5 protein-coding genes are annotated in these 24,083 nt (G+C 70.8%); 3 read left to right on the forward strand and 2 right to left on the reverse strand.

Translation table 11 applies throughout. The features are described 5' to 3' along the window. Positions 1 to 878, forward strand: an 878-nt coding sequence (locus A8G15_RS01035; protein ID WP_068154493.1) for a polysaccharide pyruvyl transferase family protein, incomplete at its 5' end; no start/stop codon positions are given. 119 nt (positions 879 to 997) lie between these two features. Here A8G15_RS01035 and A8G15_RS01040 read toward each other — a convergent pair. Further along, entirely contained in the window at positions 998 to 2,785 is a 1,788-nt protein-coding gene (locus A8G15_RS01040; RefSeq protein ID WP_068154495.1) for a DUF4012 domain-containing protein, read from the reverse strand. 268 nt (positions 2,786 to 3,053) lie between these two features. Between A8G15_RS01040 and A8G15_RS01045 the strand changes: the two genes are divergently transcribed. Both A8G15_RS01045 and A8G15_RS01050 read left to right on the forward strand, forming a co-directional pair. Beyond that, positions 3,054 to 21,977: a non-ribosomal peptide synthetase gene (locus A8G15_RS01045; RefSeq protein ID WP_245687670.1), complete on the forward strand. Its 18,924-nt coding sequence runs from the start codon at positions 3,054 to 3,056 to the stop codon at positions 21,975 to 21,977. After that, positions 21,977 to 23,542 (forward strand): tyrosine-protein kinase domain-containing protein, encoded by a 1,566-nt coding sequence (locus A8G15_RS01050; protein ID WP_068154497.1) that lies wholly within the window; start codon positions 21,977 to 21,979, stop codon positions 23,540 to 23,542. Before A8G15_RS01045 ends, A8G15_RS01050 begins: the two co-directional genes overlap by 1 nt. On the opposite strand, the gene A8G15_RS01055 is transcribed toward A8G15_RS01050, so the two are convergent. Continuing rightward, complete coding sequence (locus A8G15_RS01055; RefSeq protein WP_068154499.1) at positions 23,525 to 24,040, reverse strand: arsenate reductase/protein-tyrosine-phosphatase family protein; 516 nt, start codon at positions 24,038 to 24,040, stop codon at positions 23,525 to 23,527. The genes A8G15_RS01050 and A8G15_RS01055 overlap by 18 nt on opposite strands. Positions 24,041 to 24,083: the final 43 nt, after the last annotated feature.

Below are 24,083 nucleotides of genomic sequence, written 5' to 3' on the forward strand. Positions count from 1 at the left end.
AGATCGACGCGGTGTTCGACGTGTCCGGCTTCGTCTTCAGCGACGAATGGGAACACCTCGACCTGCGGCGGCGTGCCGACGACCTGATCCGATGGTCGGAGCGAGGTGTCCCGGTCGTGCTGCTCCCGCAGGCGTTCGGTCCGTTCCGGAACGTGACCGCGCCGGTCTCGGACCTGCTGGACACCTGTGAGCTCGTCTATGCCCGCGACCCGGATTCCGCAACGTTCCTGAAGGGCATTGCCCGGTCGGCGGACGCATACGAGAAGATCTCGGTGGCAACGGACTTCACGACGATTCTGACACCGGAGGAACCGCACGGCACGGCGCACCTGCGCGGGATGGTCCCGATCGTCGCGAACTGGAACATCGCGAAACGCGCTGCGGTGCATGGCGGGTCGAAGGACGCATACCTGCGGAATCTGGAGGAGGTGGTGCGGGTCGTGCGTGCACACGGCCACGAGGTGTACGGGCTGTGCCACGAAGGGGGTGGTGACGCCGAACTGCTCCGCGCACTCGCCGACCGGTGCGGCAGCCTGCAGGTGGTCGAGGGACTCGACGGCAGGCAGTCGAAGTGGCTTCTGGGGCAGGCACCGTTCATCGTGTCCGGCCGCTTCCACGCGCTGGTGAGCGCACTGAGCCAGGGCGTGCCCGGGCTGGTGCACGGATGGAGCCACAAGTACCGGTGGCTCTCCGACGAATACGGCGTGTCGGATTTCGTGCTGGACCCCTACGAGAATCCCGGCACCGTGGAGGCGACCGTGGGCGCGCGGCTCGGGGAGATCGAGGCCGTCAGGAAGTCCGTGGCCGAGCTCGCGACCGCGAAGAAGGCGGAGACCGAGCAGATGTGGTCCGACGTCGAGAAGCGCATCGAACTCTGAGTGCGGCGGAGGGCAGCTCCTGTCCGCGCTCTGCGACCGGCCGTTGCACACTCGGCCGGTGCGCCGAGCGTGCCCGGTCTCCTGGTGGAGCTCGGGCACGCTCGGTCTGCTGGAAGGCTCTACGCGCAGTCCGGTACGGACACGCTGACCATCGGATCGTCGATGAGCGGCTGCACCGGGACCCGCGCCGCGCCGGCGACGACCGGTTCGGTCAGCTCGTACACGATCTCGACCGTCGAACCCTGCGGAACGGGCAGTTGAACTCCGAAAACCGGATGGCCCAGTTCTTTTCCGGTGAGCGCGAACGCGGTCCGGCCGTCGACGGTGACCTTGTCCAATCGCGCACCCTGTGTCGCGAGGAGCGAGACGTCGGTCAGGTTGGTGCCGACCGGCGCACCCATCGGGTTGTCGAACATCCCTGCCACATAGGCGGTGTGCTCTCCCGACGGCAGGTTGTTCGCGAGGCGGACGGTGACCGTCGACGTGCGGGTGTGTCCGTCGCAGGAACCGGCGGTGTAGTCGATCTCGCGTTCGAGGAAGTAGTCGAGTTTGTTGCCGCCCAGGTTGTTCACCACGATTCCGGCGTACGGCGCCGGGTCTTCGGGAACGGAGTGTCCCAGCGCGGTCGTCGCGAGTACGTCCTGCTCGCCGGCGTGTGAACTCCACACTGCGAGTCTGCCTTCGCCGGCTGCGCGGCCGAGCGCCTCGAGCAGGGCCCGCGGACGATCGATGTTGCCGGTGAGCTTCTGTACGACCTTCCTGGCGATCGTCTCCAGGTACTCCTTGCGTGCCTTCTGGTCGTCGCCGAACCGTGCGTAGGCCCTCGATCCGGTGAGCTCGACGACATTTTCGGCGGTGATCTTCTCGCCGTCGGGCATGGTCACCGCACCTACGACATCGAGGACGTAACTCAACGCGACCGGGTCGGTGGCGATCACACCGTCGACCGTTTCGCCGGATTCCTGCTGCCAGATCGACTGCCAGATCCGGGCTGCGTAGGGGAAATGCGAGCTCACGTTGCTGTTGCGGAAGTCCTGCGTCGGCCGGCTCGGTCCGTACAGACGAGCGAAATCCGGACCGAGGTCGACCGGTGCGTAGTCCAGGCGGAGCTCGCGGTTGCTTGCGACGTCGTCGACCCGCACGGCACCGTCCTCGGCTCGGACGACCGCGAATCCGCCCATCAGGCCGCCGGTCCCGCGTGCTTCCGCGTTGGTCTGGAATCCCATGAAGTAACTTCGGGGGCCGTCGCCGCCGAGCATCGCCGGTGCGATCCGTGCCGCGAGGGCGGTGTTCTCCAGGAGGCCGCTCAGTTCTGCGGTCTGCTCCTGCAGCTGGATGCGGGCGCGGTCGATCGCTCCGATGTAGGTGTGGTCGACTGCCTGTGCCTGTGCCTGCGCGTCGAGGTCGGTCATTGCGGCGGATGTCGTCTCGAGTACCGGTGCGGCGTCTCCGAGTGCGCCGAAATCGATTCGCGCTCCGTCGAGAAGAAGCCGGCTGGGCGATAGGGCAGCTCCCGCGTCGACGACGGGCTGCAACACGTCCGATGTGAGCCCTGTCACAATATCGGTCATCTGCGCGGTCGACTCGAACGGGGTTCCGAGCCACGGCACCGCGGCGGCGATCCGCCAGGGCACCGAATGTGCGGCGGCCTGTGCGCGCTGGGCATGACGGTCTGCGTCCGCAGCCGCCCGTGTTGCCGCTTCCGGATCGCCGGACAGGAGAGCATCTTTCGACTGTGTCGCGAAGTCGCGTGCCTTCTCGAGGCTCGATTTCGCTTGCACACCCTCGTATCCCAGCCATCCGGCCGCTCCGACGGCAACGAGAACTGCTGCTCCACAGGAAAGTCGGGTCACATTCCGACGCCGACGGTCACGTGCGATCTCCTCGTCCGTGCGTTTGCGTCTCACCTTGCGTCGTCGCGGATCGGGTGAATGTGACTCATCGGTAATATCGCTCACGCGTTCACAACCCCTTTCAGGATTTCCGTTCGAGACCATAACCGAATTTCGAATTGGCTGTTCGTTCAAGTGGTGTCGGAGGCCGACGGTCAGTACACTTGCGAACTATCGGTCGTCGACGTTGTTGGGAGGCTTCGTCGCGATCTCGGTTGGGGAGGTCTCTTCGTGGTTCTTCTCGTCCGTGGTGAGTTGTTGTCGGGCGATGTGAGGGAGGACAGTGCGTCGTACTCCGCTGTCTTCGGTACAGCGCGGTCTCTGGTTCGCCCAGGAACTGCTTCCGGAGGTCCCGTTCACCATCGCCCAATATGTGGAACTGAGAGGCGATCTCGATACACCATTGATCCGCAAGGCCTGTGAGCAGGCCGCACGCGATGTGGAGTCGGGTTTCCTCTTCCTCGAGGACGTCGGAGGGCAGCCGTATCAGACGGTCCGGGTGGATGCCCCCGATTCCGTCGGTTTCGTCGACCTTCGCGGATCCGAAGACCCGGAGGGCGATGCCCATCGGTGGATGGAGGCCAGGTACTCCCGGCGGCACGATCCGATGCGCGACAGGCTCATCGGCACCACGGTGCTGCAGCTGGCCGACGACCGGTTCTTCCTGTCGAGCCACGTCCACCACATCGCACTCGACGGACACGGCGCCATGGTCATGCTCGAGCGCAGCGCAGAGCTGTACACCGCCTGGGCCTGCGGTGACGAACCGCCACCTGTGCGCAGTCTGCCGGTCGATCGTCTGACCGAACTCGACGCCGCCTACCGGACTTCGGAGCGGAGGCTACGCGACCGGGAGCACTGGGCGCCGCGACTCGCCGATCTGCCCACCCCGGTCTCCCTCGCCGACGGGTCGGCGCCGCCCCGGGTGCCGTGCCGGCACACCGGCGCGTCACTCGAACCGTCGGTGGCCGAGGCGGTCGCCGCACTCGCGTCCGAGGCGAACTCGACGGATGTGCCGGTGGTCGTCGCGGCGTTCGCCGCCTTCCTGGCGAGAACGACCGGGACATCCGATGTGGTGCTGAGCCTTCCCGTCTCCGCCAGGACCACCGCGGCGCTGCGCCGGTCCGGTGGGGCGCTGTCCAATGTCGTTCCGCTTCGACTGTTCGTGCACCCCGCGTGCACACCCACCGAACTGATCCGCCAGGTTCAGCTGGAACTGACGGGTGCGCTGCGCCACCAGCGGTACCGGTACGAGGACATGCTGGCGGATCTCCGCGAACTCGGACGGGAGCACCGCGAGGTCCGCAGCGCGTTCGGGCCGGTCGTCAATCTCATGATGTTCCATCCGCAGATCAGCTTCGGTGACATCGTCGGTGACTTCCACGTGCAGTCCACAGGGCCGATCGACGATCTGTCGGTCAACGTCTATCCGGGAATCGCGGGCCGCACCGTCCGGGTCGATTTCGAAGCCAATCCCGCTCTGTACAGCGAGGACTCGCTCGTCCGGCATCACCGCAGGTTCGTCGATCACCTGGCCTGTTTCGTCACGGAGCCGAACTGCGCGGTGGGGGATCTTCCGTTCACGGATGCGGCGGACCCCGCCGGTCCGGTTCCCACCGACGGTTCCGGCGCGGCCGAACCGGCATTGCTGCCGGAACTGCTCACTGCGCACGCCGGCAGCGACGCCGTGGCGGTGCGCGACGGGACGTCGTCCCTCACCTACCGAGAACTCGATGTCCGTTCGGACGAGCTGGCGTGCCGGCTCATCGCGGCCGGCGCAGGACCCGAGGACCGGGTCGCGGTCCTCCTCCACCGGTCGATCGATTCGGTGGTCGCGTTGTGGGCGGTCGCCAAGACCGGCGCGGCCTACACCCCGATCGATCCGGATCTGCCAGCCACACGCCTGAGCGAAGTGCTGCGTTCGGTCACGGTCGCGATCGCGGGGGAGGACACCGACCTGCCCGGGCACGTCGCGGTCGTGTCGCCGTCGATCGGGCCTACCGGCGATGCCGCTGCGGCCGTCGAACCCCCGCGCGCCCTGCACGTCGACCATCCTGCGTGGGTGATCCACACCTCGGGGTCGACCGGCGTCCCGAAGGCGGTCGCGGTGACCCACCGCGGCGTGGCGTCCCTCGTCGCGACCCTGCGCGAGAAGTACCGGGCCGATCGCGAGTCCCGCGTGCTGCATCTCGCCGCGCCCACGTTCGATGCGTCCCTGCAGGAACTGCTGCTCGCCTTCGACGTCGGCGCGACCGCGGTGATCTGCCCTTCCGATGCGGTGGCCGGTCCCCCGCTGGCGGATCTGCTCCGCCGCGAGGCGATCACGCACGCGATCACGGCACCCGCGATCCTGTCCGTCACGCCGGAGACGGGTCTGCCCGGCCTCCGGGTCGTCGACTCGGGTGGGGAGGCACTGCCTCAGGCCGTCGCCGATCGCTGGTCCGTCGGCAGAGTGCTGCTCAACGCGTACGGGCCCACCGAGACGACCGTGCTCGCAACGCTGAGCGAGCCGCTGCAGCCGGGTGCCGGTGTGCCGATCGGCCGGCCGATCCACGGGACGGCAGCCCACGTCCTCGACTCCAGGCTCCACCCGGTGCCGGCCGGTGTCGTGGGCGAGCTGTACCTCGCGGGACCGTCGGTCGCCCGTGGCTATCTCGACGCGCCGGCGCTCACCGCCGAGCGGTTCGTGGCGGGACCGGGCGGGGAGCGGATATACCGGACGGGCGATCGGGTGCGCTGGACCAGCGAGCCCGGCACGGCCGAGTTCCGCCTCGAATTCCTCGGTCGCGCAGACCGTCAGGTGCAGATCCGTGGCAGGCGGATCGAACCGGGCGAAATCGAAACGGTCCTCGCCTCGTTCGCGGACATCGCGGCGGCGGTGGTCGTCGTGCGCGGCGATCGTCTCGACGCCTACGTGGTGGGCGAGGAAGCGGCGGCCGTCGACGTGGCCGACGTGACGGCGCGGCTGGCTCAGCGCCTGCCCGTACATCTCAGGCCGGCGACGACGACGGTTCTGGGCACGCTGCCGTTGACTCCCGGCGGCAAGGTCGATCGGCGGGCGTTACCTGTTCCCGCCGTCGAACCCGATGCAGGAAACCGGCTGCCGACGGGACCGGACGAAGTGCTGGTGGCCCGACTGTTCACCGAGCGCACCGGCGCGGTGGACGTGGGAGCGGACACCGACTTCTTCGCCGTCGGCGGACATTCGCTCACCGCAACGCAACTCGCGTCGGACCTGACCGCCGCTCTCGGCCGTGACATCCGGCTGCGAGACGTGTTCGAACATCCGACCGTGTCCCGGTTGGCCGCCGCCGCAACCGGACGACCCGTCGTGGTCCCGGCCGAGCGCCGGAGCGCCGAAGCGGACGATGCGCATCCCGATCCGGGGCCGCTGGCGCCCGCACAGTACCGGCTGTGGCTGCAGGCGCGGGCCCAGCGTGACACCAGCGCGTACCACCTGCCGTTCGCGTTGCAGCTCGACGGCGACCTCGATGTGCCGGCGCTCCGGATCGCGCTGGGCGACGTGGTGATTCGACACCGTGTGCTGCGCACCGTCTTCCCGGCGTCACCGCTCGGCCCGGTGCAACGGGTTCTGCCCGTGATCGAAGCGCTGACCGCCTTCGACATCGTCCCGGTCCCGGCCGCACCGGACGATGTGGAGGCGATGATCCGGCAGTGGACCGCCCTGCCGTTCGATCTCGCCGTCGACGTGCCGGTGCGGATCCGGTTGCTGCAGACGGGTCCGGACCGTCACGTGCTCGTCGTCGTCGCGCACCACATCGCGCTCGACGGGGCGTCGTTCGTCCCGCTGACCGCGGACCTCGCCGCCGCCTACGTCGCCCGGTGCCACGGCGATGCCCCGCGCTGGGAGCCCTTGCCCCTGCACTACCTCGACCACGCCCGCGCCCACCGGGAGCTTCTCGGCGACCCTGCCGATCCGGCCGGTCTCGCGTACCGGGAACTCGAGTACTGGACCGGTGCCCTGGCCGGACTCGAATCCGCACCCGCGGTGCCCACCGACCACCCGCGCACGGGGGAGCCCGGGCCCGCCGCCGCCGTCCCGTTCAGCGTTCCCGCTTCGCACGTCGCCGCGTTGCGCGGCGTCGCGGCCCGCCACGACGCGACGACGTTCATGGCCGTCCACGCCGCTGTCGCCGTGTGGCTGTCCGCGTGGACGGGCGAACGCGACGTCGTGATCGGCACCGGCGTCGCCGGCCGCGACCATCCGGACCTCGCCGGCCTCGTCGGCATGTTCGTCGGAACCGTGGCGTTGCGGGTGACCGTCGATCCCGAAGCCGCGTTCGCCGCACTCCTCGCCGACGTCCGGACCGCCGACATCGACGGATTCGCGCACGCGAGTGTGCCGTTCGATCAGGTCGTCGAGAAACTCGGATTCGGTCCGTTCGCGGTGATGCTGAGTTACGACAACATTCCGCCGACCACTCCGGTTCTCCCCGGACTCGACGTGCAGGTGCGGGAATTCGATTCGGTGCGTGCCCGTTTCGACCTCGAACTCCAGATCCGGGAAACCGGCGACGGGTCGCTCACCGGACGGCTCGTCTACGACAGCTCCCTGTTCGAACCGGCGACCGCCGCGCGGTGGGTGGAGCGGCTGGGCACCGTGATCGCGTCGGTGGCCGGCGACCGTACGACCGCCGTCGGTGACATCGACCTCGGTGCCGTACCCGTTGTGCTCGCGCCCTCCGGCCCGGTCGCGACGCTGGCGCACCTGCTCGGCGGCAGCCCGGCGCGGGTGGCGGCGCCCGGACACGACCCCGTCGAGATCCACTCCGCGGCACGCCCGATGGCGTGGGAGCTGCTGCACCGCGGGATCGGGCCGGAAGACCGGGTCGCGGTGCTGCTGCCACGGTCGGTGCAGTCGGTGCTCGCGACCGCCGCGGTCGCGCTGACCGGAGCCGTGTTCGTACCCGTCGACGTCCACCAGCCCGCCGCCCGGATCGCGCAATTGCTCACCGCCGCCGGGGTCGGGCACGTGATCGCCGAGCCGGGCACTCCGGTTCCCGCAGGGATCGAGACGATTTCCTTCGTCACGGACGGTTGCGTGCGCGAGATCACTGACGCCGACCGGACACGTCCGCTGCATCCCGATCAGGCCGCCTATCTCGTGTACACCTCGGGTTCGACCGGACGCCCCAAGGGCGTCGTGGTCACCCACCGGGGGCTCGCGCCGCTGGCGCGGTCGCTGGTCGGGCGTTTCCGCCTGGCCCCGGACGCGCGGGTGCTCCATTTCGCGGCGCCCGCGTTCGACGCGTCCGTGCTCGAGTACCTGCTCGCGCTCGCGTCCGGCGGAACGCTCGTCGTCGCACCCGCCGACGTGTTCGGCGGCGATGAACTCCTGGAACTTCTTCGCGCCGAACGGATCACGCACTGGTTCTCGACCCCGTCGGTGCCGGCGCGGCTCGACCCGGACGGTCTCGACGATCTGCGTGTCCTCGCCGTCGGGGGCGAGGCATGGCAGCCCGAGACCGCGGCCCGCTGGGCGCCGGGCCGCACCATGCTCAACGTCTACGGACCCACGGAGACCACCGTCCTGGCGACCGCCGGCTCACCGCTGGCCCCGGGTGAGCCGCTGAACCTCGGAACCGGGCTCGAAGGGGTCACCCCGATCGTGCTGGACCGGCGTCTGCGCCCCGTCCCGGTCGGCGTCACCGGCGAGCTGTACCTGATCGGAGCCGGGCTCGCCCGCGGTTATCTGGATGCCCCCGTCCAGACCGCGGAACGCTTCCCGGCCGCGCCCTTCGGCGGCGGGCGCATGTACCGCACGGGTGACCTCGTCCGCTGGACTCTTCCGCCGGCCGCCGAAAACCCGGACCCTGTACTCGAATTCGTCGGGCGCGCGGACCATCAGGTCAAGATCCGGGGCTTCCGCATCGAACCGGGGGAGATCGATGCCGTCCTCACCACGCATCCCGCGGTCACCACAGCCGTCACCGTCGCGCACGACGGGAAACTGGCAGCGTTCGTGTACGGTTCCGGCGATCGTCTCGACGCGACGGCGATCCGGCAGTACGCCGCGACGCGGCTGCCGCGACACATGGTGCCGACGACCGTCACCGTGCTCGACGAGGTGCCGCTGACCGCGACCGGCAAGATCGACCGGGCCGCTCTCCCGGTGGCGGATGCCGCGGCAACACCGGCCGGCGACGGATACCGCACCGTCACCGAGCATCTCGTCGCGACGGTCGTCGCCGACGTGCTCGGCCTGGCCGCCGTCGCCCCGTCCGACGACTTCTTCGCTCTCGGCGGCAACTCCCTGCTCGCCACCCAGCTGGCCGCTCGGCTCGCGGGCATCGTCGACCGCCGTGTCGGCGTACGGGAAATCCTCGAGAACCCGGTCGTCGCCGACCTCGCCGACGCGATCACGCACACCGAAGCGGAGCGGCGCATCCCGCTGACGCACGAGGTCGCCGACGGCCCGCAACCGCTCGCCCCCGCGCAGCAGCGCATGTGGCTGGTCAACCGCTTCGACCTCGCCACCGGCATCGGCGGCGACCACATCGCGTTCGTCGCCGAACTCGACGAGAGCGTCGACCTCGACGCACTGACCGCGGCCACCGCCGACGTCGTCGGGCGGCACGCCACGCTGCGGACCGTTCATCCGGACGGACCGGACGGCCCGTACCGGCGCGAACTCCCGGCGATCACGCTCGACCTCACCCCGGTCGGCGCGCCCGCCGACCTCGACGACGAGATCGCCGACTTCGCCCGGTGCCCGTTCGACCTCACCGTCGCACCGCCGGTCCGCACCCGCCTCTACCGCAACGGCAACCGGTACACCCTGGCCGTGGTGCTGCATCACATCGCCGCCGACGGGCTGTCCCTGCTGCCCCTCGGGCGCGACGCCGTCACCGCCTACACCGCCCGCCGTGAGGGGACCATCCCGACTTGGCCGGCACTCCCGGTCACCTATTCGGACTACGCGCGCTGGCAGCACCGGATGCTCGGCGCCCCCACCGACCCCGACGGTCTGGGCGCACGGCAGCTCGCGTACTGGAAGCGCACCCTCGACGGTGCGTCCCCGCTGCTTCCGCTGCCCACCGACCGTCCCCGGACCGCGGGGGACATCCACGCGGACCGGATCACATTCGCTGTCCCCGCCGACGTGCACGCCGCTGTCGACGAACTCGCCCGCGCGCACGACGTCACGCCGTTCATGGTCGTGCACGCCGCCCTGGCGGTCCTGCTCGCGGCGCTCGCCGCGAGCGACGACGTGATCGTCGGTACTCCGGTCTCCGGACGCACGGACGCGGCGCTCGACGACGTCGTCGGCATGTTCGTCGGTACCGTCCCGTTGCGGCTGAGGATCGATCCGCGCGGCACGTTCGCCGAGTTGCTGGCCGAGACGCGCCGCGTCGATCTCGATGCGTTCGCCCACGCCGAAGTCCCGTTCGACCGCATCGTCGACGCGGTGGGAGTGTCTGCGGCCGAGCATCATCCGTTGTTCCGGGTCATTCTCGCGTACGAGTCCTTCGACACCGGTGCCCGAGCGATTCCGGGCCTGGCGACGGTGCGGGAGCTCGCGTCGGACACCGCGCGGGTGGACGTGGAGATCACCCTGCGCGAGACGTTCTCCGACGCCGGGGCAGCGGCGGGACTGGATGGGACGCTGACCTATGCGAGCGGCCTGTTCGACAGCGGAACCGTCACGACGTGGGTGTCGTGGCTGCGGCGCATCCTCGACATGGTGACCTCGGACCCGGAGACGACCGTCGGTGCCGTCGATCCGGTCGGCCCCACCCCGGCATCGGAACCGGTATCGGAACCCGTCCCGCACGCGGACGCCCGGTCGCTGTCCGAGCTGTTCGTCCGCCGCGCCGCCGCGGCGCCGGACGCGGTCGCCGTCGCCGACGGCGACACCGCCCTGACCTACGCCCAGCTGCGGGCGCGATCGGGTGCGCTGGCGGCACGGCTCGCCGAGCGGGGGATCGGACCCGAGGACGTGGTCGCGGTCGCATTGCCCCGCAGCGTCGACCTGATCGTCGCGATCGTCGCGGTCGCCCGGTGTGGTGCGGTGTACCTGCCGGTCGACATCACCCATCCCGAGGCCCGGCTGCGGTCGCTGTTCGACGACGCTGAACCCGTTTCGGTGCTGTGCCGGAGCGATTTCCGTGCCGCCGGGGACATTCCCGCTCTCGACCCCGCAACCGTCCCGGTGCAGGACCGGGCGGCCGCGGACGACGACCACGACGTGCCGGCCGACCCGGATCGGGGCGCCTACCTCATCTACACCTCGGGCTCCACCGGAACTCCCAAGGGAGTGCTCGTCAGCCACCGCAGCGCGCTGAGCGTCTTCGCCGCGACCACATCGCGCTTCGGATTCGACGAATCGGACGTGTGGACGATGTTCCACTCTCCGGCCTTCGACTTCTCCGTGTGGGAGATGTGGGGTGCCCTCGTCACCGGCGGGCGGCTCGTCGTCGTCGACCATGCGACGGTCCGGGATCCGGCCGGGTTCGCCGCGCTGCTCGGTGAGCACGGGGTCACCGTGCTCAACCAGACGCCGACCGCGTTCCACCAGCTGAGTGCCACCGCGGCGCTGCCCGACTCGGTGCGGCTCGTGATCTTCGGCGGGGAGCCGCTCGATGCCGAGCGTGTCCGCTCGTGGCAGTGGAAGCAGCCGCAGATCGAGACGGTGAACATGTACGGCATCACCGAGACCGCCGTGCACGCCACGTGCGGTCCGGCTGCCGTCCCGGGTGTGGGCGAGCCGCTCCCCGGCATCGGGATGCAACTGCTCGACCGGTACCTGCGCCCGGTACTTCCCGGCAGCACCGGCGAGATCTACGTCACCGGAAAGCAACTCGCCCGCGGCTATCGGGGGCGTCCGGGTCTGACGGCCACTCGGTTCGTCGCCGCGCCGGGCGGTGCACGCCGTTACCGGAGCGGAGATCTGGGCCGCAGAGCCGGGAACACCGTGCATCATCTCGGGCGCGCCGATCAGCAGATCGTCCTGCGGGGCTACCGCATCGAACCCGGGGAGATCGAAGCGGCGCTGCTGCGCTGCCCGGGCGTCACCGACGCCGCGGTGATCCTGCGCGACGACCGGCTCGTCGCCTATCTCGTAGGCGGATCCGCCGCCGATGCGCTGCACGAGGTTCGTCGAACGCTGCCCGACCATCTGGTCCCGTCCGCCGCCGTCGTGCTCGATGCACTGCCGCTCACCGGAAACGGAAAGCTCGATCGTGCGTCGCTGCCGGAGCCGGTGGTCGTCTCGGCCGGGGGGCGTGCGCCGCACGGGCCCATCGAGGAAGTGGTCGCGGACACATTCGGGGAGTTGCTGCGCGACAACGGTTCCGAAGTCGCTCTGGGCGCCGACGACAACTTCTTCCACCTCGGCGGCAACTCGCTGCTGGCGAATCGCCTGGCCGGGCGGCTCGTCGGCATCGTCGATGCCGACATCACGGTGCGCGACATCTTCGAGGCTCCCACCGTCGCGGCCCTCGCCGAGCGGATCGCCGAGCGTGCCGGACGGCCGATCGCTCGGATACCGCTGACCGCGGCCGACGGGGACAACGCCCCGCTCTCGCCCGCGCAGCGGAGACTGTGGTTCGTCAACCGGTTCGATCCGCAGTCGGCGGCCTACAACCTTCCGTTCGTGCTGTCCCTCGACGGGCGACTCGACGCCGACGCGCTGGCCGCGGCGGTCGCCGACGTCCTCGAACGGCACCGCACGCTGCGCACGATCTACCCGGACGCCACCCGCCAGGAGATCTCGCCGGTTCCGCATCCCGTCCTCGAGGCGATCGCCGTCGCGGAGTCGGAATGTGCACACGAGATCCGCGAATTCTGCTCCGCCGGTTTCGATCTCACCGTCGAACGGCCGGTGCGGATCCGTCTGCTGCGACTCGCGCCGGAACGTCACCTGCTCGTCGTCGTCGCCCATCACATCGCAGCCGACGAATGGTCCCTCGCCCCGCTGCTGCGCGACCTCGCCGCCGCCTACACCGCGCGGGTCGGCGGGCAGCGACCGCAGTTCCCGCCGCTGCCGGTGCAGTACACCGATTTCGCGCGGTGGCAGCACGCGATCGCCGACGATCAGATCGAGCACTGGCTGCGCGTGCTGGCGGATCTGCCCGACGAGGCGACGCTGCCCGGAGACCGTCCGCATCCCGTCCGTCCGAGCGGACGCGCCGCGGTCCGTCGTCTGCGCCTGGACCGGGACCTGAGCGATCGGCTCGTCCGGCTCGGGCGCGACCGCCACGCCACCGTGTTCATGGTCGTGCACGCCGCGCTCGCCGCCCTGATCGCCCGTCACGGCGCCGGCCGGGACATCCCGATCGGCACCGTCGTCGCGGGACGCGGCGACCCGCGACTCGACGATGTCGTCGGCATGTTCGCGGGGACCCTCGTGCTGCGCACCCGGGTGGAACCCGGGATGCGGTTCGCGGAACTGCTCGCCCACGTCCGCGCCGTCGACCTCGATGCCTACACCCATCCCGACGCACCGTTCGAGACGCTCGTCGAACGGCTCGATCCACCGCGGATCCCGGGCCGGCACCCGCTGTTCCAGGTCGCGCTGTCGCATCGCCGCAGCACCGTCGGTGACGTCTGCCTGCCCGGTCTCACCGCGACGGTCACGCCGGCACCGGACGAGCACGCCAAGTTCGACGTGCAGGTCACCGTCACCGAGGACGCGGCCGAGCTCGAACTGGAATTCGCCTGTGCCGCAGACCTGTACGACGACGAGACCGTGTCGGCGTTCGCCGCCCGGCTCGAGGCGATCCTTCACGCCGCCGCGGGGGATCCGGATGTGCAGATCGACGACATCGACCTGTTCTCCGTCGGGGAAGGTGCTGCGCCCGCACGAGCGGTGGGGCCCGCGGCACCGCGGCCGCAGTCGCTGTGGCGGCTGTTCGTGGCCGGTGCCGCCCGCGCGGGCGACGCGGTCGCCGTGCGCGACGGGTCCCGGGAACTGACGTACCCCCGGCTGATCGAGCGCGCCGAGGACATCGCCGCACGGCTGTGGGCCGCCGGAGCACGGACCGGCGACGTCGTCGCATGCGCGTTGCCCCGCTCGCTCGACGCGGTCGTCGCCGCCTGGGGTATCGCGAGACTCGGTGCCGCGCCGATGTTCGTCGACCCGGCACAGCCGCCCGCGAGGCTCGCCGGGATGCTGGACGCTGTGGCACACGGTGTTGCCGGACAGCAGGATTCGCTTCCCGCGACAGTGCGGTGGATCGGTGTTCCCGCGGCCGGTGCCGACACCACCGGACTCGCCGGGTTGCCGGAGCCGCACCCGGACTCCCCGGCCTACCTCGTGTTCACCTCGGGAACCACCGGGAACCCCAAGGGAGTCGCGGTCGGTCACCGGGCGGTGACGGCACTCGCCGCCGACCTCGCCGACCGTTTCGCGGCCGGCCCGGGAGATCGCGTGCTGCACGTCGCCGCGCCGAGCTTCGATGCCGCAGTCCTCGAACTGCTCGTCGCGGGTGCGTCGGGAGCGACGCTGGTGGTCGCAGGCCCGGACAGCTACGGCGGAGCGGATCTCGGGGAGCTGCTCGCCCGCGAGCGCATCACCCACGCGTGCCTGACCCCGTCCGCGCTGGCGAGCGTGCCCGCCCGTGCCCTGCCCGATCTCCGGGTCCTCATGCTCGGCGGCGAGACCGTCGCCGGCGACCTGGTCGACCGCTGGGGGGCCGGACGCGACCTCTACAACGGATACGGTCCCGCGGAGGCCACGGTCTTCGCGACCTGCTCGGCGGCCCTGATTCCCGGGGACGTGCCCGTGATCGGCAACCCGGTGCGCGGCGTGGCCGTCGCAGTCCTCGACGATCGGCTGCAGCCGGTACCCGTCGGAGTCGTGGGCGAGCTGTACCTGTCGGGGGAACGGCTCGCAGTCGGTTATCGCGGAGCGCCTGCCCGCACCGCGCAGCGGTTCGTCGCGACCGACCACGGCCGGATGTACCGCACGGGTGACCGTGCCCGGTGGCGCCGCGACGGCACCCTCGAATACCGCGGCCGCAGTGACAGCCAGGTCAAGCTGCGCGGTGTCCGCATCGAGCCCGGCGAGGTGGACGCGGCACTCCGTCGCGTCGCGGGCGTCGAACAGGCCGCGACCGTGGTCCGCGACGGCTCGCTCGTCTCGTACGTCGTGCCGGCCGATCTGGACACCGGACGGGTCCGATCGCAGTTGTCCGGCACGTTGCCCGGCCATCTGATCCCGGCCGTCGTGGTCGCGCTCGCCGCGCTGCCGGTCACCCCGCACGGCAAGCTGGACGCGGCGGCACTGCCCGCGCCCGTCCGGCGCGGTGACGCCCCACGGACCGAGACGGAGATGCTCGTGGCCCGGGTCTGCGCCGACGTGCTCGGCGGGGCCGGGCCGGTCGGGCGATCCGACGACTTCTTCACGATCGGCGGAAACTCCCTCCTGGCAACCGTTCTGGTGGGACGGTTGCGGGAGGAGACCGGCATCGCCGTCCCGCTGCGCGCCGTCTTCGACCACCCCACCGTCCACGACCTCGCCGCTGTCCTCGACGCCGGGGGGTTCGACGTCGACGCCGGGCCGGTCGCGGTGATGCCCCGGCCCTCGCGCATTCCGCTGAGTCGCGCACAGCGTCGCCTCTGGGGACTCGACCAGCTGAACCCGGGCGCGTACCGGTTGCGCGCCGAGGTCCGGCTCGGCGGCCGGCTCGACCCCGAGACGCTCGACGCCGCGATCGGAGACGTGGTGGACCGGCACGAGATCCTCCGTACCCGGTACGTCCCGACCGGCACGGATATCCATCAGGAGGCATCCGCCCGCCGCCCGGACACGACCCGGCTGCTCGAGTCCGGTCGTGTGCCGGCGCCCACCGCCGAATCCGCCGGGCCGATCCGGGTGGAACTCGAACGGCTCGAGGAGAACCTGCACGTACTGCACCTCGACGTCGACCACTCCCTCGCGGACGGCGCGTCGCTGCGACCGCTGCTCGCCGACCTCGCCGACGCCTACCTCGCCCGCGCGGCCGGGCACGCGCCGCGCTGGCTGCCGCTGCCGCTGCAGTACGCCGACTACGCGATCTGGGAGCACGCACGGGGAATTCCCGCCGCCGACATCGACCACTGGAAGCAGGCACTCGACGGTCTCACCGTCACAGAACTCCCCGTCGACCGCACCGGTGAGGATGCGGTGGCCGGCACGATCGAATTCGCCGTCCCGGGCACCGTCCGGGAGGCGGTCGCGTCGCTCGCCCGCGCACACGGTGCCACCGAGTTCATGGTCGTGCACGCCGCGCTGTCGGTGCTGCTGGCACGGGTCGGCGACCAGCACGATGTCGCGATCGCGGCCGTCGTGTCCACCCGACGCTGGGCGCAACTCGACGACCTCGTCGGGCCGTTCGTCGAGACCCTGGTGCTGCGTGCCGCGGTGGCTCCCGATCGGTCCTTCACCGAACTGCTCGCAACCGTCCGCGCTTTCGACGTGGCAGCCCTCGATCACGCAACCGTGCCCTACGAGCAGATCACCGGGATGCTCTCGGGGCCGCGGCCTCAGGTCGCCCTGGCGATGCAGGACTTCGACCCGGGCCGCGTGCAATTCGGTGACATCAGCATCGAAGCACGCGAAATACCGGACGACACCCCGAAATTCGACCTCCAGTTCACCCTCGCCCCGGGCGTCGACGGCTACCGCGCGACCCTCCGGTTCGACCGGTCCCGGTTCGCGGACGACACCGCCCAGGCGCTGGTCCGGCGGTTCACCGCGGCGCTCACCGGCCTGGTCGCCGCGCCGGCGGACCCGGTCGGGGATGTCCGGCTCGACGCCCCCGCGGCGCCCCTGACCGGCGACGTGCCGGCGGCACCGCACACTCTCTCCGACCTCCTGCGCGCGGCGGCAGCAGCCCACCCCGATCGTGAGGCCCTGCGCGGAGACGGAATCTCGCTCACCTACCGGGAACTGGACGCCGCATCCGACGCCCTCGCCGCCGAGTGGCGCGCGGCGGGCATCGGACCCGGCACGGTCGTCCGCCTCGGCGACACCCGCAGCGCCGGCCGCATCCGCGATCTGTGGGCCGCGACGAAGACCGGTGCCGCGTTCACGGGATCCACCGGCATCGCCGCGACGTGCCCGGCGAACGTCGCCTACGTCGTGGCGACGTCGGGCTCGACCGGCACGCCCAAGCAGGTCGCGGTCACCCACACCGGACTCGCGCCGCTGGCGGCCGAGGCCGCGACGCGCTACCGCGTCGGCCCCGGCGACCGGGTGCTGCAGGGATACCACCCGGCGTTCGACGCGGCCCTGCTCGAGGTGCTGCTCGCACACACGACCGGCGCGACCCTCGTCGTGGCGCCGCCGGACGTGTACGCCGGGCCCGAACTCCACCGTTTGCTGCGCGAGGAACGCATCACCCACTACCTGTCGACTCCGACGGTGCTCGGCACCCTCGAACCGGCGGGCCTGCACGACCTGCGCGTCGTCGCGTCCGGCGGCGAAACCCTGCCTGCCGGGATCGCCGAACGCTGGGTGGCGGACCGGCTGCTGCTCGACGCGTACGGGCCGACCGAGTCGACGATCGTCGCGACCCTCACCGAGTTCGAGGGTGGTCACGGCGCGGACCGGACCGAGGGCGGAATCGGCCGGCCCGTCCCCGGCACGACCGCCCACGTTCTCGACACTCGCCTGCAGCCGGTCCCGGTGGGTGCCGTCGGCGAGTTGTATCTGATGGGTGCGGGGCTCGCACTCGGATATCTCGACGCTGCGCCCCTCACCGCGGAGCGGTTCGTCGCGGCCCCCGGCGGGCAGCGGATGTACCGCACGGGCGACCGGGTGCAGCAGCGCACCGACGGCACCCTCGCCTACCTCGGCCGCACCGACCGGCAACTGAAGATCCGCGGCGTCCGTATCGAACCGGGCGAACTCGAGACGGCACTGCTCGCCGCACCCGGGGTCCGGCAGGCCGCCGTGGCCGCGATCGACGGCGCGCTCGTCGCGTTCGCCGCGGCCACCGGCACCACCGTCGACGACCTCACCGCGACCGTCGCGGCGACCGTTCCGTCGCACCGTATGCCGGCACGGATCCGGGTGGTCGACCAGCTTCCCGTCACGGCCAACGGCAAACTCGACCTCGCCGCGCTGACCGAACTGGACTCTGCCGCAGTCGCGTTCGACGACCGCGCGCTCACGCCCGGCGAGAAACTGGTGGTCACGATCGCCGAGGACGTGCTCGGTGCACGCCCGGCCGCGCACCTCGGATTCATCGCCGCCGGTGGTGACTCGCTCGGAGCCGTCGTCCTCGCCGCGCGTCTGTCCGAAGCGTTCGCGACGGATGTGCCCACCCGCGCCGTACTGGAAGCGCCGAGCCTGATCGCACTCGCGGGGTCCGTCACCGACGGTCCGGCGCCGCGGCCACCGCTGCGTCGCGCCGACACGACCGGACCGGTGCCGATCGCGCCGGCGCAGCGACGACTGTGGCTGCTGTCGCGCACCGAACCCGACGCGCGCTACATCGTTCCGGTGGTCCTGCGCCTGACCGGTGCTCTCGACGCCGATGCCCTGGATGCGGCGGTCCGTGACCTGTGCGATCGTCACGAGATCCTGCGCACCGCATATCCGGACGGTGAGTACGCCTTGGTCGAACCGGCTGTGCTGGAGAGGATCTCGTGTGCCGACCCCGATCCTGCGGTCACGGAGACGCTCTCCGCTCCGTTCGACCTCGGCTGCGAACCTCCGCTGCGTGTCCGGCTGCTCGACATCGCTCCGGGGGAGAGCATCCTCGTCGCCGCGGTCCACCACATCGCGTTCGACGGAGGGTCGGTCGCCCCGTTGCTGTCCGACCTGCAGGCCGCCTACGTGGCGCGCGCCGGCGGCACGGCTCCGGCGTTTGAGCCGCTGCCGGTGACCTACCGCGACTACGCCCGCTGGCAGCACACCTTCCTCGGAGACCCCACGGACCCGGACTCGCCGGCGCACCGCCAGCTCGATTACTGGGCGGCGGCACTGGCAGGGGCGCCCGGCACCCCGCTGCCCCTGCCCACCGACCGGCCCAGGCCGTCCCGCCCGAGCTACCGCGGCGGAACGACCGCCGTACACCTCGACGCGCAGTTCCACACCCGGTTGCGCACGGTCGCCCGGGCCCACGACGTCACCATCTTCATGCTGCTCCATGCGATCCTCGCGGCGCTGCTCGCCCGTCGCAGCGGCCGATCGGACATCGTCGTCGGCACGGCGGTCGCGGGACGCGACGATCCGCGTCTGTCCGCGCTCGTCGGCATGTTCGTCGGTACCGTCGCGCTGCGCACCCCCGTCGATCCGTCCACCGCCGTCGCGGATCTGCTGCGCGACGTGCGGGCCGCGGACCTCGGGGCGCTCGCCCACGCCGATGTCCCCTTCGAGCAGGTCGTCGAGCGGCTCGCCCCGAACCGCGACGGTGCACACCATCCGCTGTTCCAGGTGATGCTGACCCACCGCCCCGGCGGGGCCGGCGATCCGCTGCTCCAGCTGCCGGGGGTCGACATCGGCGACACCGAAATGGGTTCCTTCCCTGCGCTGTTCGATCTCTCCTGGGAAATCGTCGAGCACACCACCGGGGACGGTGGCGCCGGCCTCGACGTGCGGGTGGTGTACGCCACCGACCTCTTCGACGCAGCCACCGTCGACGGTCTGCTCGCGGAGTATGTGAGGTTGCTGGACGCGGCCCTGGCCACGCCCGGACGGCCCGTCGGCGACCTCGCGGTTCCCGACGCCCGACCGCTCGGCACGGCCGAGGTGACGCCGCGAACGCTCCGGGACCTGCTGGCCGGGACGGTGGCCGCGCATCCTCACCGGATCGCGGTGCAGGCCGGACCGGTCGCGTGGACCTATGCCGAACTCGACGCGCGTGCCACCCGGATCGCATCGGAACTCGCGGGCCGCGGAGTGGGCCGGGGCGACCTCGTCGCCGTCGCGGTACCGCGCAGCGAGTACTGGCCCCTCGCCCTCTGGGCGGTCACGAAGGCCGGCGCAGCCTGGGTGTCCTTGGACGTGAGCCAGCCCCGCGCGCGGATCGAGACGATCCTGGCGGACTGCGGCGCGACCTTCGGTCTCACCGTGCCGCACGGGCTCGACGACGACGAATACGGTCGCGGGACCGTCGAGTGGATCGACCTGACCGGTTCGCACTCCCGCTCCGGGCGACCGGAACCGGAGCAGTCGGTGGATGAGCTGGCGTACGTGATCTACACCTCCGGGACGACCGGCACCCCGAAAGGTGTCGCCGTCCCGCATCGCGGACTCACCGCACTCGTCGACGTGCAGGCCCGGCGGCTCGGACTTCGCCCCGGAACCCGTGTACTGCAGGCGATCTCGACCACGTTCGACGCCGCGATCCTCACCGTGCTCGGTGCCCACGCCCACGGCGGCACACTGGTGATCGCCGACGACGACACCATCGCCGGCCCGGCCCTGCAGAACCTCCTGGTCGAGTCGCGCATCGACCACCTCGATCTCACCCCGACGGTCCTCGCCACCCTCGACCCCGATGCGCTCCGGCCGGTCACAGTGGTCGCCGGCGGCGAGACCCTGCATCCGGCGCTCCTCCGGCGTTGGTCGCGGCACCGGATCTTCAACGGTTACGGACCGACCGAGTTCACCGTCATGGTCTCGTGTGCCGGACCACTGACCGATACCACGGCGAAACCGGCTGTCGGCCTCCCCGTCGCGGGCGCGACCGCCTACGTCCTCGACGCGAGACTGCACCCGGTGTCGCCCGGAACGGTGGGGGAGCTGTACATCACCGGCGCCGGGCTCGCGCGCGGGTACCATCGCCGGACCGGTCTCACCGCAACACGTTTCGTGGCCGATCCGTTCGGAAAGCCCGGAAGTCGGCTGTATCGCACCGGAGATCTGGTGCGTGTCACGGCAACCGGGGAACTCGACCACCTCGGACGGGACGACGACCAGGTGCAGATCCGCGGCATCCGCACCGAGCCCGCCGAGGTCGACGCGGTGCTGCTCACCGCCGACGGCGTCGATGCGGCGGTCACCGTTGCGATCCCCGGTGCCGACGGAACCCTCTGCCTCGCTTCCTATGTCCAGGGTCGTCCCGACCTGCCGGGGCTGCGCCGACAGCTCGCCTCGCAGCTTCCGCGCCACCTGCGCCCGGCCACCGTCACCGTCGTCGACGCGCTGCCGATGCTGCCGTCGGGCAAGGTCGATCGGGCGGCGCTGCCCGCCCCGGACACGGCAGGGTCCACGGAAGCGTACGTACCGCCGAGCGGACCGACCGGGCAACTCGTCGCGGCCGTCTACGCCCGGCACCTCGACATCCCGGTCACCGCGGTCTCGGCCGATCACGGATTCTTCGACCTCGGGGGAAGCTCGCTCGGTGCCGTCACGGTCGCGGGGGAGCTGTCCGAGGCACTCGGACGCCGGGTGCCGGTCGGCTGGCTGGTCGACGCCCGGACCGTCGACGACCTGGCCCGGCGGATCGATTCCGGCGTGGACCCGGACGGCGTCGCGGCTCCGGCCACCGATCCCCTCGCGGTGCTGGTTCCCCTCGGCACCGGTGATCCGGAGGCGCGGCCCCTGTTCTGTGTGCATCCGATCAGCGGATTGGCGTGGTGCTACAGCGGTCTGGCGGCACATCTGGACGGCGCATCCGTGTACGGTTTGCAGGCGGTCGGGCTCGACCCGATTCCCGGCTCGATCCCCGAACTCGCCGCGCGGTACGTCGACCGGATCCGGGCCGTCCAGCCGGACGGCCCGTACCACCTGCTCGGATGGTCCGCCGGTGGCACGATCGCGCACGAGATGGCGGTCCAGCTGCGTGAAGCCGGACAGCGTGTCGCGTTGCTCGCGCTGCTCGACACGTTCACGCCGGAAACGATGCCGGACGTGACCGAACCCGCGTACGGCGAGGTCGAGATCGACACCGGCGGCCTCCCGGACGATCTCGTCGCCCGTGTCCGCAGACGCGCCGACACCGCCGCGGTGACCGTCGAAACCGGGTTGCGCCATCACACACCCCGCGTCCACGACGGCGCGGTCCATCTCTTCGTGGCCGAGTCCGAACGGCGGGATTCCGCCGCACTCGTCGCCGCGTGGAGCCGGTACACGACCGGCGATGTGGTCGATCATCCACTGCCGTTCGCACATTCGGATCTGACGGTGCCGGAAGCACTCCGCCGGATCGGACCCGTGCTGGTGCAGCACGGGGAATTTCGCAGCAACTACCACCAATTCGCGCCCACCGGGCGTAGCAGCAGTGTCATCGGAACGAGGGAGACGCCCTGATGGAAGTACACGACTATCTGCGAATTCTGCAGACACGATGGAAGATCGTGGCTGTGACGTCCGCGGTGGTGCTGCTCGGAGCGCTCGGCGCTTCGCTGCTGGCCACCCCGCAGTACCAGGCATCGACGAGGCTGTTCGTGTCGACATCGTCCGGCGCATCGGTCAGCGAGATCTACCAGGGCAATCGCTTCTCGCAGGAGCGCGTGGCCTCCTATACCAAATTGCTCACGGGCACCACACTCGCGCAGCGCACCCTCGACAGCCTCGGGATCACCGATGTGACCCCGGCCGAGCTCGCGGGGAAGGTGAAGGCGTCGTCGGCGCCGGACACGGTGCTCATCGATGCCACGGTCACGGACACGTCGCCGGAACGCGCCCGCGATCTGGCGAACGTGCTGTCCGACGAGTTCGTGGCCATGGCACGCGAACTGGAGACCCCCGAGAACGGAGGGTCCCCCGCCGCGCGCGTCGTGGTCGAGCAGCACGCCACCACGCCGTCGACGGCGGTGTCGCCGAACACGAAACGCAATGCGGCGTTGGGTCTTCTGGTCGGCCTGCTGCTCGGGATCGGCGCGGCGGTCCTGCGTGACCGTCTCGACAACACGGTCAAGGACCGCAAGACCGCCGAGGACATCGCGGGTGCCGGCCTGGTCGGAACGATCCCGCTCGACAAGGCACGCCAGGAGACAGCGGCGATCGTGTTCCGCGACGCGAACTCCGGCAGTGCCGAGGCATATCGTGAGATGCGGACCAATCTGCAGTTCCTCGACGTGGACAACCCGCCGCGGGTCCTGGTTCTCACCAGCGCGTTGCCGTCCGAAGGCAAGACCACCACGGCCATCAACACCGCCCTCGTGCTGGCCGAGGCCGGACACTCGGTGGTGCTGGTCGAGGGCGACCTGCGTCGGCCGCGGGTCTCGAAGTACCTCGGTGTGATCGGCGACGCCGGGTTCAGCACGGTGCTGGCCGGCCGGGCCGGGCTCGACGACGTGCTGCAGCCGACCCGCTTCGAGAATCTGACCGTGCTCGCGGCCGGGGCACTGCCGCCCAATCCGAGCGAGCTTCTCGGCTCCGCCACCGCCAAGCATGTCGTCGAGGATCTCCGTGCGCGATTCGACTACGTGATCATCGACGCGTCGCCGCTGCTGCCGGTGACCGACGCGGTCGTGCTCAGCGCCGCCGCCGACGGCGCGCTCGTCATCGCCCGGCACGGCAAGACCACACGCGATCAGATGGTCCGTGCCGTCGGCAATCTCGACAACGCGGGCGTGCGGGTGCTCGGCACCATCATCACCATGGCGCCGTCGAAGGGACCCGGTGCCTACGAGTACCGGTACTACTACGAGTCCGACGATGCCGCGACGAAGTCCGTGCCGGCCGCCGTGAACGTCGCGCCTCCGGAACCCGCACCGGTTCCGGCGCACAACGGTGCCCACAGCCGCCCGGTCCCGGCGTACTCGGTCGCGCCGAGTTATCCGGAGGTGGTGACTCCTCGCCCGGGTGAGCGGCCGCGCGTGCAGGCACGGCTGCGGCCGCCGAGCGAGAACTCAGACGTGGAGTCGTGACAGGAGCGGAAACAGAAGGTCCGCGATCTCGGTTCCGACCGTCGCGAAGGTCTCTTCGTCCCGTCCCATCGGATCGGTGATGTCGTCCGGCCCGGGTGCAGTGTTCTGCACCCGGGCCGCCGTCAGTTCTGCGACGGTCGAGGCGCCACTGGCCTGCTGGACCCGAGCGGCCTCTCGAAGTGTGAACGTCACCCGCATCATTCGCGGCGCCGCGGTGATCACCGCGGACCGGTGCCGGCGGGACATGGTGAGGACGAGATCGGCGTCCTCCGCGATGTTCGGCGTCAGCCGGCGGGCGGCGAACCCCACCGGGTCGCCACCGAGCTGCTGCAGCACCTCCGCGGCCGTCGGCTCCATCCCGTGACCGACCAGTGCCCGCGTTCCGGCACTGTGGGCCGTGAGATCCGCTCGACCGGACTCCGCCGCGTACGCCGCCGTCAGTAGTTCGGCCGTGGGTGACCGGCAGATGTTTCCCGTGCACACGAAGAGGACGCGCATCAACCGATCCTATGCGCCGCGGCCCCGGACGCCGACCCGTGCA

The organism is Rhodococcus phenolicus (assembly GCF_001646785.1).
Lineage (GTDB): Bacteria > Actinomycetota > Actinomycetes > Mycobacteriales > Mycobacteriaceae > Rhodococcus > Rhodococcus phenolicus.